Origin of the sequence: Clostridium acidisoli DSM 12555 (assembly GCF_900176305.1) — a bacterium.
Taxonomy (GTDB): Bacteria; Bacillota; Clostridia; order Clostridiales; family Clostridiaceae; genus Clostridium_I; species Clostridium_I acidisoli.
The window spans coordinates 277,244-290,615 of sequence record NZ_FWXH01000002.1 but is presented as its reverse complement, the minus strand read 5'-3'; the positions used below and the strand labels follow the sequence as shown (position 1 = coordinate 290,615).

16 protein-coding genes are annotated in these 13,372 nt (G+C 29.4%); 11 read left to right on the top strand and 5 right to left on the bottom strand.

Annotated elements, in window-relative coordinates:
• The first annotated feature begins 28 nt into the window (after positions 1-28).
• The 7 genes from B8978_RS01495 (at position 29) to scpB (ending at position 7,023) form a co-directional block, all read left to right on the top strand.
• Entirely contained in the window at positions 29-1,195 is a 1,167-nt protein-coding gene (locus tag B8978_RS01495; protein ID WP_084113510.1) for a phosphopentomutase, read from the top strand.
• 37 nt (positions 1,196-1,232) lie between these two features.
• The gene (locus B8978_RS01490; RefSeq protein ID WP_084113509.1) at positions 1,233-2,051 is read left to right on the top strand and encodes a purine-nucleoside phosphorylase; all 819 of its coding nucleotides are present in this window, start codon (positions 1,233-1,235) and stop codon (positions 2,049-2,051) included.
• A gap of 15 nt (positions 2,052-2,066) precedes the next feature.
• Positions 2,067-2,885: a purine-nucleoside phosphorylase gene (locus B8978_RS01485; RefSeq protein ID WP_084113508.1), complete on the top strand. Its 819-nt coding sequence runs from the start codon at positions 2,067-2,069 to the stop codon at positions 2,883-2,885.
• 29 nt (positions 2,886-2,914) lie between these two features.
• A complete protein-coding gene (locus B8978_RS01480; protein ID WP_084113507.1) occupies positions 2,915-4,216 on the top strand; it encodes a pyrimidine-nucleoside phosphorylase in 1,302 nt (433 codons plus the stop codon).
• Positions 4,217-4,391: 175 nt separating this feature from the next.
• Positions 4,392-5,588: a D-alanyl-D-alanine carboxypeptidase family protein gene (locus B8978_RS01475; RefSeq protein ID WP_084113506.1), complete on the top strand. Its 1,197-nt coding sequence runs from the start codon at positions 4,392-4,394 to the stop codon at positions 5,586-5,588.
• 99 nt (positions 5,589-5,687) lie between these two features.
• Entirely contained in the window at positions 5,688-6,443 is a 756-nt protein-coding gene (locus B8978_RS01470; RefSeq protein WP_084113505.1) for a segregation/condensation protein A, read from the top strand.
• The gene (scpB, locus tag B8978_RS01465) at positions 6,430-7,023 is read left to right on the top strand and encodes an SMC-Scp complex subunit ScpB (protein WP_084114399.1); all 594 of its coding nucleotides are present in this window, start codon (positions 6,430-6,432) and stop codon (positions 7,021-7,023) included. Before B8978_RS01470 ends, scpB begins: the two co-directional genes overlap by 14 nt.
• Before the next feature lie 46 nt (positions 7,024-7,069).
• Here scpB and ytfJ read toward each other — a convergent pair whose 3' ends face one another.
• Together ytfJ and B8978_RS01455 are read right to left on the bottom strand one after the other, a co-directional pair.
• Complete coding sequence (gene ytfJ, locus B8978_RS01460; protein WP_176212578.1) at positions 7,070-7,492, bottom strand: GerW family sporulation protein; 423 nt, start codon at positions 7,490-7,492, stop codon at positions 7,070-7,072.
• Positions 7,473-8,051 (bottom strand): DUF2953 domain-containing protein, encoded by a 579-nt coding sequence (locus B8978_RS01455; protein WP_084113503.1) that lies wholly within the window; start codon positions 8,049-8,051, stop codon positions 7,473-7,475. The genes ytfJ and B8978_RS01455 overlap by 20 nt, the downstream gene beginning before the upstream one ends.
• Before the next feature lie 164 nt (positions 8,052-8,215).
• On the opposite strand from B8978_RS01455, the gene B8978_RS01450 reads away from it, so the two are divergent.
• Positions 8,216-9,304: a D-alanyl-D-alanine carboxypeptidase family protein gene (locus B8978_RS01450; protein WP_176212614.1), complete on the top strand. Its 1,089-nt coding sequence runs from the start codon at positions 8,216-8,218 to the stop codon at positions 9,302-9,304.
• Positions 9,305-9,386: 82 nt separating this feature from the next.
• Here B8978_RS01450 and B8978_RS01445 read toward each other — a convergent pair whose 3' ends face one another.
• Both B8978_RS01445 and B8978_RS01440 read right to left on the bottom strand, forming a co-directional pair.
• Complete coding sequence (locus B8978_RS01445; protein ID WP_084113501.1) at positions 9,387-10,559, bottom strand: MFS transporter; 1,173 nt, start codon at positions 10,557-10,559, stop codon at positions 9,387-9,389.
• Positions 10,560-10,722: 163 nt separating this feature from the next.
• Complete coding sequence (locus B8978_RS01440) at positions 10,723-10,977, bottom strand: YkuS family protein (RefSeq protein ID WP_084113500.1); 255 nt, start codon at positions 10,975-10,977, stop codon at positions 10,723-10,725.
• Between the two features lie 143 nt (positions 10,978-11,120).
• Between B8978_RS01440 and B8978_RS01435 the strand changes: the two genes are divergently transcribed.
• From B8978_RS01435 to gad, 3 genes are all read left to right on the top strand, one after another.
• On the top strand, positions 11,121-11,306 hold the full coding sequence (locus tag B8978_RS01435; RefSeq protein ID WP_084113499.1) for a hypothetical protein: 186 nt from the start codon (positions 11,121-11,123) through the stop codon (positions 11,304-11,306).
• Positions 11,284-11,451 (top strand): hypothetical protein, encoded by a 168-nt coding sequence (locus B8978_RS19650; RefSeq protein ID WP_176212577.1) that lies wholly within the window; start codon positions 11,284-11,286, stop codon positions 11,449-11,451. Before B8978_RS01435 ends, B8978_RS19650 begins: the two co-directional genes overlap by 23 nt.
• A gap of 128 nt (positions 11,452-11,579) precedes the next feature.
• Positions 11,580-12,965: a glutamate decarboxylase gene (gad, locus tag B8978_RS01430; protein WP_084113498.1), complete on the top strand. Its 1,386-nt coding sequence runs from the start codon at positions 11,580-11,582 to the stop codon at positions 12,963-12,965.
• Positions 12,966-13,035: 70 nt separating this feature from the next.
• Here gad and B8978_RS01425 read toward each other — a convergent pair whose 3' ends face one another.
• A complete protein-coding gene (locus B8978_RS01425) occupies positions 13,036-13,368 on the bottom strand; it encodes a winged helix-turn-helix transcriptional regulator (protein WP_084113497.1) in 333 nt (110 codons plus the stop codon).
• Positions 13,369-13,372 lie beyond the last annotated feature (4 nt).

Below are 13,372 nucleotides of genomic sequence, written 5' to 3'. Positions count from 1 at the left end.
TTTAATATACATTATGGAGGAGATAATTATGAAGAGAGTAGTTTTAATAGTATTAGACAGTGTTGGAATAGGAGAAATGCCAGATGCAGATTTATATAATGATGTAGGAAGCAATACAATAGGAAACATTTCAAAAAAAGTTGGGGGATTAAAACTACCCAATTTGGAGAAACTTGGACTAGGAAATATTGATGGTGCTGAGGGAATAAATAAAACTACTAATCCAACAGGTGTTTTTGGAAAATGTGCAGAAATATCTAAAGGAAAAGATACGGTTACAGGACACTGGGAAATGTCTGGGGTTATTTTAGAGAAACCACTTAACACTTATCCTAATGGATTTCCTAGCAGTATAATAAATGAATTTGAAGAAAAGATAGGTAAAAAAATTATTGGTAATAAAGTTGCTTCAGGTACTGAAATTATAAAGGAACTTGGAGATGAACATGTAAAAACAGGATGTCCTATTATTTATACATCTGCTGATAGTGTATTCCAAATAGCAGCACACGAAGATATAATAACATTAGATGAACTATATAAAATGTGTAGAATCGCAAGAGAAATGTTAGTTGGAGAAAGAACTGTAGGAAGAATAATAGCAAGACCTTTTATTGGTGAAAGTGGTAATTATACAAGAACTTCAAATAGACGTGATTTTGCCTTAGATCCATTTGGAAAAACTATGTTAGAATATGTTAAAGAAGCAGCTTTAAATGTTATGGCTGTAGGAAAAATAGAGGATATTTTTAATGGTAAAGGAGTAACAGAAGCTGTACACATAAAAAACAATATGGATGGCGTGGATAGAACTATTGAGTATATTAAACAGCAAAAAGAAGGTCTTATATTTACAAACTTAGTTGATTTTGATATGCTATTTGGGCATAGAAATGATCCAGCTGGATACGCAAATGCTTTAATTGAATTTGATAAGAGACTTCCAGAGATTATATCTAGTCTAAATGAAGATGATATCTTAATAATAACTGCAGATCATGGTTGTGATCCAACTACAGAAAGTACAGATCATTCAAGAGAGTATATACCACTATTGGTATATGGTAAAAAACTTAAGGCTAATGTAAATATAGGAGTAAGAGATTGTTTTTGTGATATTGGAAAAACTGTGTTAAATGCACTAGATATAAAAAATGAATTACCGGGAACAAGTTTCTATGATAAATTAATATAAAATACAATACAAGCTAAGGATAGCAGGAGGAAATAAAATGGAATTAGAAAAAGTGAAAGAAAGTACAGAATATGTTAAAAGCAAACTAGGCAAATTAAATCCTGAAGTAGGAATAATCTTAGGTTCAGGACTAGGTGAACTTGCGGATACGTTAGAAGAAAAAATAATTATTAAATATTGTGATGTGCCAAATCTTCCTGTATCAACTGTAAAAGGTCATGCAGGACAATTTGTCGTTGGAAAACTTCAAGGAAAAACAGTAATAATGATGCAAGGAAGATTTCATTATTATGAAGGAAATCCAATGAAGGTTTTAGCATTGCCAGTATATATAATGAAAAATATAGGCGTTAAAAATTTGATTGTAACAAATGCAGCAGGTGGTGTTAATGAGGGATTTGTGCCTGGAGATTTAATGATTATAAAGGATCATATAAATTTCGTGTTTAACAATCCACTTATTGGTAAGAATAATGAAGAAATAGGCGCAAGATTTCCAGATATGTCAGCGGCTTACGATAAGGATTTAGTGATACTTGCAAAAGAAGTTTCTGATGAATTTAAAATAGGCGCAAGAGAAGGCGTTTATTTAATGATGACTGGTCCAAATTACGAAACACCAGCAGAAATAAAGATGGCTAGAATACTTGGTGGAGATGCAGTGGGGATGTCAACAGTTCCAGAAGTTATTGCTGCAAGTCATTGCGGAATTAAAGTATTAGGTATTTCATGTATAACAAATATGGCAGCTGGCATTCTTGATAAACCTTTAAATCATGCTGAGGTTGTTGAAACTTCTAATATGGTTAAGGATAAATTTAAAAGTTTTATATTAAATATACTAAAGAGAATGTAGAGGAAGGATGTTTTTATGAATTTATTAGAAAAAATTAATGAAGCTAAAGAATATATTTTGAGTGTAGAAAAAAGGAAAATAGATATTGCTATTATCTTAGGAACAGGACTTGGCAGCATTACAGAAGATATTCAAAATAAAACAGTAATAAAATATAAAGATATACCTGAGTTCCCAGTTTCTACAGTAAAAGGTCATGCTGGTGAACTTATAATTGGAGAATTAAGTGGTAAAACTGTAATTGTTATGAATGGAAGATTTCATTTTTATGAAGGTTATTCAATGGAAACAGTTACTTTTGCTGTAAGAGTAATAAAAGCTTTAGATGTAAATGATATTATTGTAACAAATGCAGCAGGTGGTATGAATCCAGAATTTGAAGCAGGGGATCTTATGATTATAGAAGATCATTTAAACTGTATGGGCACAAATCCACTTATTGGGAAAAATTATGAAGAACTTGGAGCAAGATTCCCAGATATGTCACAGTGTTATAATAAAGAACTTATAAAACTAACTAAAGATGTGTCAGAATCCCTTGAATACTCCATTAGAAGTGGTGTTTATGCAGCTGTTTCTGGACCAATGTATGAAACACCAGCTGAACTTAGAATGTTTAGACTTTTTGGCGGAGATGCAGTAGGAATGTCAACAGTACCAGAGGTTATAGTTGCAAATCATATGTCCATGAGAGTACTTGGAATATCATGTATAACAGATATGGCACTTGCGGATAATCTTGAACCGTTAGATCATAAAAAAGTACTTCAAAATGCAGAAAAGGCTAAAATTAAATTTGTTAATATAGTAAAAACCGTAGTAGAGAAAATCTAGGATGTGTCTAACGGCGGGAGGAAGAAAAATTGAGAATAGTAGACTTAATTGAAAAAAAGAAATTAGGCAATGTGTTAACAAAAGAAGAGATAGATTTTATAGTTAACGGATACACAAATGGTACTATACCTGATTATCAAATATCTGCATTTTTTATGGCAGTATATTTTAAAGGTATGAATAAACAGGAAATTGCAGATTTGACACTTGCATATGTTAATTCAGGTGATAAAGTTGATCTATCTAAGATTGATGGAATAAAGGTAGACAAACATTCCTCAGGTGGTGTTGGAGATAAAATTTCTTTAATTGTAATACCACTTGTTGCATCCCTTGGAATCCCTGTAGCTAAGATGTCAGGTAGAGGTCTTGGGCATACTGGTGGAACAATAGATAAGTTAGAATCTATTCCTGGCTTTAGAACAGAGCTTGATGAAGATACATTTATTAATAATGTAAATAAATATAAAATGGCTATAGTAGGTCAGAGTGCAAATCTTACTCCAGCAGATAAAAAGACCTATGCATTAAGAGATGTTACGGCAACAGTTGACAGTATACCTCTAATAGCCAGTTCTATTATGAGTAAAAAAATTGCATCCGGAGCAGATGCAATAGTTTTAGATGTAAAAGTAGGTTCAGGTGCATTCATGAAATCTTTAGATATGGCAAAAGAACTTGCAAAGACAATGGTTGACATAGGAAAATCTCTTAATAGAAACACCATTGCGGTTATAACAAACATGGATCAACCTTTAGGCCATGAAGTTGGAAATGCTAGTGAAGTAAAAGAAGCAATAAAAGTTTTAAAAGGACAAGGTGCAGAAGATGAAACTACAGTAGCACTTACAATAGCTGCAAATATGGCAGTGCTTGGTGGTGCTTACAAAGATTTTACAGAGGCTTATAATAAATTAGAAAATATAATCTATAATGGTAAAGCAATAGATAAACTAAAAGAATTTATTAAAATCCAAGGTGGAGACGAAAGAATAGTGGACAATTTGGATTTGCTGCCAACAGCTAAGTTTAATATAGAAATAAAAGCAGATAAAACTGGTTTTATTAGCAGTGTTAAAGCTGATGATATAGGAATTGTTGCAATGCAGCTCGGTGCAGGTAGAAAAACTAAAACAGATAAAATTGACTTTGCTGCTGGAGTAACTATAGTTAAAAAAATAGGGGATAAGGTTAATAAAAACGACACTATCTGTATATTGCATACTAATATAGAAGATACTCAAAACACTGAAATTTTAGCTAAAGCTGCTTTTGATATAAGTGAAAATAAGCCAGAAAAAATAAAATATGTATATGAGACTATAGAATAGAATATAAAGTATAATATAAAAAAAGTGCTAATATTAGCACTTTTTTAGTTTAAATTTATATAATTACTAAATATTAATAGTGGATAATAGCAATATTTTTATGTATTTAAGTGATAATCTTTTATAAGCTGGGTAAAAATAAACTTATAAAATATATGAAAAGGGTGATTCACATATGATTCATAAAAGTAAATTGTTAATTAGTATGATTTGTTTAGTTTTAATATTTAGTATTGGCGCCAGTGATTTAACAAAAGCTGCTGAGTTAGCAGAAGATAATATAAAAAACCAAAATACAGGGATTAATGTAGATGCCAAATCTGCACTTTTAATTGAGCCAACTACCGGGAATGTCATTTATGAAAAAAATTCACATGAAAAATTTGCACCAGCTTCAGTTACCAAAATAATGACAATGCTTCTTGCTATGGAAAATATAGATAGTGGGAAAATAAAATTGAGTGATAAGGTTACTATAAGTGAAAATGCAAAAAAAATGGGTGGAAGTTCTATGATACTAGAAGTTGGAGAAATAAGAACCGTTGAAGAACTTTTAAAGGGAATAGCAATAGCATCTGGTAACGATGCAGCAGTAGCAATGAGCGAATATGTAGGTGGGAGTCAAGAAAATTTTGTAAATAAAATGAATGAGAAAGCAAAACAACTTGGCATGAAGGATACTCATTTTGTAAATTGCACTGGTTTAAGTGAAAAAGATCATTATACTACAGCTTATGACATATCAATAATGTCACGAGAATTGTTAAAACATCCACAAATATTAAAGTATTCAAGCACCTATATGGAAACTATAAGTGAGGGAAGAAAAACACCTATAGGATTAGTCAATCATAACAAACTTGTAAGGTTTTATAAAGGCTGCGATGGTCTAAAAACAGGTTTTACAGATGAAGCTAAATATTGTATTTCGGCAACAGCAGTTAAAGATGGGGTAAGAATGCTTGCCGTAATAATGGGTGCACCTACCTTTAAGGTAAGGAATAGAGATGCATCTATGCTTATGACTTATGGCTTTTCAAAGTTTGAAAATAAAAAGATAGTTAGTAAGGATGCTCCTATAGAAAAAATAAATTTAAATAGAAAAGGTGATAAGTTTTTCTTAGCAAAGGCCTCCGAGGATTTAAATTTAGTTATTCCTAAGGGAAATAACATTAAGGTTGACAATAAATGTGTTTATTATAAAAACAAAAAAGGTTTTAAAAAAGGAGATATCATAGGTTTTTGTGAATTTTATATGGATGGAAAAGTTTGTGGTAAAATCAATTTATATTGTGATAGAGACCTAAAAAAAGATGGTATTTTTGAATTCTTTAAATATAATTTAGGTCGCGCATTTGACAACTCAATTTAAGCTATTACTAAATAATAAAAGATATATTAATTAAGTCTATGTATATGTTAAAATGTATATAGACTTATATTAATTATTAAATATTTTAGGAGAAATTTTATGTCAATAAATATTAAAATAGATAATTTTGAAGGACCCTTTGATTTGTTATTACATTTGATAAAAAAGAATAAAATGGACATATACGATATAAAAATATATGATATTACATCACAGTATTTAAAACATATAAATGCTATGAAGGAATTTGATTTAGAGGTTGCTTCAGAATTTATTGTAACTGCAGCAAACTTATTAGAAATCAAGTCTAGACTACTACTTCCTAAAAATAAAAGTGAAAACGAAGAGGAAGAAAAAGATCCAAGACTAGAACTTGTGTCAAAATTACTTGAATATAAAAAATATAAGAAAGTAGCGGATATTTTAAAATCAAAAGAAAGAGAGGCAGGAATTGTATATACAAAGAAACCTGAAATAATAGATGACTCTAATGAAAATAAAGAATCTACAATGGATTTAATAAAAGGCGTAACTATGTTACAACTATATAATTTATATGATAAGCTTATGAATGATTATTTAAATAAAATCAACACAGAAAATGTTATATCTAAAGAAATACCTATAGATAAATTTAAAGTTGAGGATAAAATGGACGACCTATTAAGCTATCTTAAAGTTAGGAATAGAATGTATTTTTCTAACATTAAAGATAAATGTAAAAGCAAAATAGAAGTGGTTGTAACATTTTTAGCACTTTTGGAATTAATAAAATTAAAGGATGTTAAAGTAATTCAACAATCAAATTTTAGAGAAATTTTTATTGAAAGGAATTTTAAAGATGAAGAAAATTAACATAAATCAACTGGAGATAGGAGAACTCTCAAATAAATCAAAATATTTTTCTATTATCGAATCTTTACTTTTTGTAAGCGGTGAGCCCCTAAAACTTAAAAATATAGCAGCAATACTTGAGTGTGAAATTCAATATACAGCTGAAATTTTAAATGAGATGCAATTAAAATATGTGGATGAGGAAAGAGGAATTAAACTCATTGCTATAAATGACGAATATCAACTAGTTACAAAGTCTCAAAATGGAGATTATGTGCAAAAATTATTGAAAACAAATACAAGACAATCATTATCACAAGCAGCTCTTGAATCTTTAGCTATAGTTGCATATAAGCAACCAATAACAAGAGCCCAAATAGATGAAATAAGGGGAGTAAAATCAGATAGAGCAATTCTAACACTTCAAGAAAAAAATTTGATAAAGGAAAGTGGAAGGCTAGAGGCTCCAGGAAGACCAATATTGTACGGCACAACAGAAGAATTTTTGAGATGTTTTGATTTAAGTAATTTAGAACAGCTGCCGGAATTAGAAAGTCTTCTAAATGAAGCCGAGGAAGAAGCATCTATAGATTCAAATTAGTTTTTTGAATACATATAAAGAAAAATCAGATGAGGAATTAACGGCGCTACACCGTCAACTCTTCATCTGATTTTTCTTTTTTAGTTTCGTTATGTTTTCCTAAAGAATCCTTAATCATTTCAACTATCTGAGGTATTGTGTCTAGTATCTTGTCATAACCACCATTAGAATCTACAGATAGTAATCTTACAGAATCATGTTTTAGCACCAAAAATGCTACAGGTTTAACTGAAACTCCAGCCCCAGAACCTCCTCCAAAGGGAAATTTATCTATATTTTTTTCTGTTTCACTTTCTTTAGAAAATTCACTTCCTCCAGAAGCAAAACCAAAGGAAACCTTTGAAATTGGAAGTATAAGTGTGCCATCTTTTGATTCTATAGGCTCTCCAATAATAGTATTTACATCAATCATATCTCTAAGATTTTCCATTGTACTTGTCATAAGAGTTTCAATTGGATGATTTTCCATAATTATTCCTCCTAATTAGATGAAATTTTGAATTTTTTGTTTGTGTGTCTTTAAGCAAATGAAAGAGTATTATTATAACTATATATATAGTATTTGCTATAGATATCTTTAATATACTATTCACATCTAAATCTATAGTGACATCATTAAAATCAGGTGTTAAAGAGAATTCATAGTTTTTAACAACAAATAGTTTATGTAGATATGAATAAAGCATAGGAGGAAATTCATTTAAAACACCAAAAACAATAGCAGTTTCCAGGGCGTCTTCAAAACCTATATTTAATTTATAATTTAAATATAACTTAGGTTTTAAGTGACTGTGAGTAAGATTATCTAATGTGTGCCTGAAAAATACAAAATAGTGTTTGAATTTACCTATGTAATCTGTGCTTTTTACACTATGCTGTACCTTTTTTGTAACCCTCCTCTTAAGAGCTACTTTTTTTCCATATAAGAAAAAATGGAGTTTATTTTCCGAATAATTAACCTTTAAATGTAATGGTATAGGTATAAAAACGATTAAAAAGACAATTCCTAAAATAACATAGAAATTCATATAAAAGTCCTCCAGTAATATGAACTATTTCTTATTATAACCATAAATGAAAATTTAAATCTTTTAGTTAACATAATTAAAATTATGTTAACTAAAGCTAATGTAAACTGGTGGATATAAAATTTTTTATTGGAAATAATAATTTAGAAGTATTTAAAGAGAAGGTGAATCCATTGAACTTAAACAAATGCATAATTAGATTAATAACTGTGCTTTTAATAATTAATATCACAACCTTTAATGTATATGGAGAAAATTTAAATGTTAATGCTGTAACAGCTATAGCCATGGACAGTGAAAGTAAAACAATATTATTTGAAAAAAATTCGCAAATGATAGTCCCAATGGCAAGCACAACAAAGATTATGACAGCACTAGTAGCATTAAAATATGGCAAGCTAGACAAAAAGGTTACAATATCTAAAAATGCAGCATCTATAAGGGGATCTAAAGTTGGATATAAAACTGGAGAAGTAATAGCTATGAAAGAATTATTATATGGATTAATGTTTAGATCAGGAAATGATGCGGCTATTGCCATTGCAGAAGATTTAGGTAAGGATATAAAAGGATTTTCAAAGCTTATGAATGAATATGCTTTAGAAATAGGAGCAGTTAATTCACATTTTGAAACACCACATGGTCTAGATAGTGAAAATCATTATTCTACGGCTTATGATTTAGCATTAATTACATCAAAGGCAAAGGAAAATAAATTGTTTAATGAAATAGTCAGTTCAAAAGATATTAAAGCAGAAACACTAGGCTTTACAAGAGATTATCATAACATTAATAAAATATTATATCAAATTCCGGGAGCAAATGGTGTAAAAACAGGCTCCACAGGAAAGGCGGGTAAATGTCTAGTTACTTCTGTAAACATGAATGGTCACGATGTTATATTTGTAGTATTAAATTGTACTCCAAGATGGAAAGAGACAACAAAAATGTATAAGTACGTTTCAGATAAATTTTCATATAAAAAATTATATTCAAAGAATCAAGTTATTAATGAAGTAAAATTACCTATGGGAAAATTACAATTAACCGTAAGTAAAGATATAGTTTTGCCACTAGAGAATAATAAAAATTATGAAGTAAAAATGAGAATACCTAAAAATGGCGAAGTAAACATTAAAAAGGGTGATATAATGGGTGAAATTCAAGTATTTAATGAGAACAAAGAAGTATATGTTGCACCACTTGAAGCAAAAAATAGTATTGGTATTAAAAGGTGGTTTAACAAAGAATAAATAAAAAAATTGCCTTAAAATATGAGCATTTTAAGGCAATTTTTATTGTTCTAATTTTAGTAACAGCTTAACTCAAAATAAGCTAGCATACTGACTTATTATTTTTTGAAATCATCTTAGGTCTAAAAAATATATAATGAGCAGAAACAATTACTATATATAGATAGAATATTATTTGTATAATAAAAACATAAGTAACTTGAATTTCACCTGCAAAACCTATTACATAGGTTAAGAAAGTTGCACCGAGGTTATTAAAAATTGTTATTACAGCAGATGTTGGTGGAACGTATTTTTTTTCAACATTCTGTATAAGGTAACCTTGAAGTGCAGGGTATATTAAAGAAATTGTTATTCCAATAATTCCAATACCAATCAAAGCTTGAAGTTTATTTCTACCTGATAATATTATGAATATACCGATGATAGATATTATAGGGGAAATAGCAAGAAATTTTAATTGACCTACTTTTTCCAAGAATTTATCACCTACAGCTCGTCCAATAGTAAATAAAATCCAAAAACCTAAAAGAATATTTGGCACTTCTGTTTTATTTAATCCATAAAATTTCTCAAGAAAAGTGCCTGTCCAGTTTGTTGTTGAAATTTCAGCTCCTACATAGAAGAATATAGCAATTGATAATAATAAAACCATAGGATTTTTTAATACTGCAAAGGAACTTGTATCTTTAGATTCACTTTGAACAGCATTAATTCCATTGATTCTCGTAGCAAGAATTATAAATAAAATTATAAGTATAATATGAATTACATAAGTATAATTAAAATTTATATTTTGCTTTAGAATAAATCTATCTATTGGTAGAATTAAAATTCCACCTAATCCAAAACATGCGTTAGCAAGGCTGAATTTTTGATATTGAGTTGGAAGCATTGACAATAAAGTACTTAACATTAATGATCCCATACCAACTGCTAACCCAGATATAAAATATCCAACTAAAAGAATATAAAAGGATTTTGACAAAACAATTATTATACTAGCTAAAAGTGCGAATGAAAATCCAAGATATAACCCCTTTTTTAATCCTAATGGAGCCATAAGTTTAGCACCTACTATGCTCATAATAAATGAAGCTAAATAAATTATTGATGGAAGCATAGCTATAATGCTGTTTGATACATGATAAGTATTTTTTATGGTTGTAATAAAAGGTGATAGCGTATTTGAAAATAAAGACAAAAAAAAGAAACCAATAAAAATGATTATCATGTTTTTAAAATTCTTATTCATGTTGTCCTCCTTGTTAAAAAATTGTCATATGTATTAATAAGTAATACACATCAAGTATAAATTATAACACATAATCTATATTATACAATAGTGAAAATAAATATATATGAGAGTGAGTATATAGTATACAAACAATTAAAATAAGATGTACTTTTAGTACACCCTATTTGCTCCTTATTATTTGCTCTTCAACATCTTCGGGGGTTAACCCATCTGCAGATATAAACGGTATTTTAGTATTTGTGTTATTAATGCCTAAAAAATCCTTTTCTTCACCAGTTGAAACAATAAAATCAACACTGTTTATAAAAACTTTATCATTAGATTGGCTAGAGTCAAATTCTTTAACATTATACCCTCTGTCACGTAAAAAGCTTTCAACATTTTGTAGTCCTTTTTCAACTCCAATACATCTCATAAAAATCACCTCAAAATTATTATGCTCAAAATAATTTTTTGTATGTAGAGTTTACACATAATATATATTTGATACATAAGTATAAAAAAAGACAATGTGGCAATAATTATAATAAAGATTTTTACATTTAATGGAGTGATTATATGAAATACATTATTATTTTTATTTGTCTATGTTTTGCTGTAATTATTTTTTCGCTATGTGTATCAGCAGGAAATGCAGACGAAAAAATAGATATAATGATAAGGCAAAATAAATTAAATAAAATAAAAGAAATAAATTCGAAAGATGGAAAGAGTTGTGAAGATGAAAATAGGAAGTATAGTTAAATTACAAGATAATAATGATTGGAATGGATTTTATGGTGTTGTAAAATATATGCAGGATGATGTAGCTTATATTTTTTGTATCCAAAATCCATGTTATTTATATAGGGCAGGAAAAGAAAATAACATTGTAGTAATAGATAATTAATAAAGGTTACTATATTTAACATCAGACATACTGATGTTTTTTTGTTATAAAAAATTATAAATAGAAGTGTAGAAATATATGTATTATAATCAATATATAGCTAATGCAAAGAGAGGTGGTTTTTTATTATGACATTACATCATTATAAAAAAAAGAAAGCTGAAGAAGGATTTAAAGATGTTTACACTAATTCAATATCAAAAACTCAACTTCCTAAAAGTGATTTACCAGAAAAAGTTTCAAATCCTCAAGTGATTAAACAACTTATATGTGATGAACTTTTCATGGACGGAAATGCGCGTCAAAACCTAGCAACATTTTGCACTACATATATTGAAGATGAAGTTCGAGAACTTATGGATTTATCAATTGATAAAAATATGATAGATAAAGATGAGTATCCTCAAACAGCTGAAATTGAACAACGTTGTGTTAGTATTCTTGCAAGTTTATGGCATTCACCTGAAAAAGAAGATACTATTGGATGCTCAACAACTGGCTCAAGCGAGGCAGCCATGCTTGGAGGATTAGCTCTTAAATGGCAATGGAGGAAAAGACGATTAGCTGAAGGTAAAGAATGTAGTAAACCTAACATAGTATGTGGTCCAGTACAAATATGTTGGCATAAATTTGCACGTTATTTTGACGTTGAAATTAGAGAAATACCTTTAATTGGAGACAATCTATGTATGCAACCGGAACAACTCAAAGATTATTGTGATGAGAACACAATTGGAGTAGTTGCAACTTTAGGAAGTACATTTACAGGTATATATGAACCAGTACAAGATATAGCTAAAGCCCTAGATGACATTGAAAAAGAAAAAGGGTGGGATATACCTATTCATGTAGATGGTGCTAGTGGAGCTTTTATCGCACCATTTATACAGCTGGATATAAAATGGGATTTTTCTATTACCAGGGTAAAATCAATTAATGCTTCAGGACATAAATTTGGAATGGCTCCACTAGGCGTTGGCTGGGTAATTTGGAGAACTATAGAAGACTTACCTAAGGAATTAATATTTAATGTTGATTATTTAGGTGGTGAATTGCCAACCTTTGCTTTGAATTTTTCACGACCAGCTGGACAAATTATTTCTCAATATTATAAATTTTTGAGCTTAGGACGTGAAGGTTATACTGCAATACAGAAGGATTGCGCAAGTACTGCTCAATATCTAGGAGAACAACTTCGAAAAATAGATTGTTTTGAAATATTATATGATGGGCATGGAGGTATTCCGGCAGTTTGTTATTCACTAAAGAACGAAAATACAGCTGGATTTTCACTGTATGATCTTTCTGATCGTCTAAGAATGCATGGATGGCAAATTGCATCGTATCCTCTTCCAAGTAATCGTGAAAATATAACAGTACAACGTATTTTAATTCGTCATGGTGTTAGCCGTGACATGGTATTTTTACTTCTCAGAGATTTAAATAAAGAACTAGAACATCTAAAAAACAATCCAGTGATAAATTCTTCAGAGAAAATTAGCTTTCATCATTGATTCAAATGAACAAGCACTTGCTAATTAAAAACAGCAGGTGCTTGTTATTTACATAAATAGACAGTAGTGTTTAAAGAATTGTAAGGCCCCATTTTTTTAACTCTATAAATATCGATTCCAAACTTTTGCCTTTTTCCGTCAATGTATATTCAACCCGTGGTGGTATCTCTGGGTAAACTTTCCTATTAACTATACCATATTTCTCTAACTCTTTAAGTCTAACTGATAGAGTTTTAGGGCTTATATTCTCTAAGGAACGTAAAAAATCTCCGAATCTTAATGTTTCATCCATCAATAAATCTCTTATTATTAAAAATGTCCATTTACTGCCTATAATATTTATTGCAGCTTCTATAGGACATTTATCAGAAGGATTTCCACGTTCAAGTTTAATTTCTGACATAAAT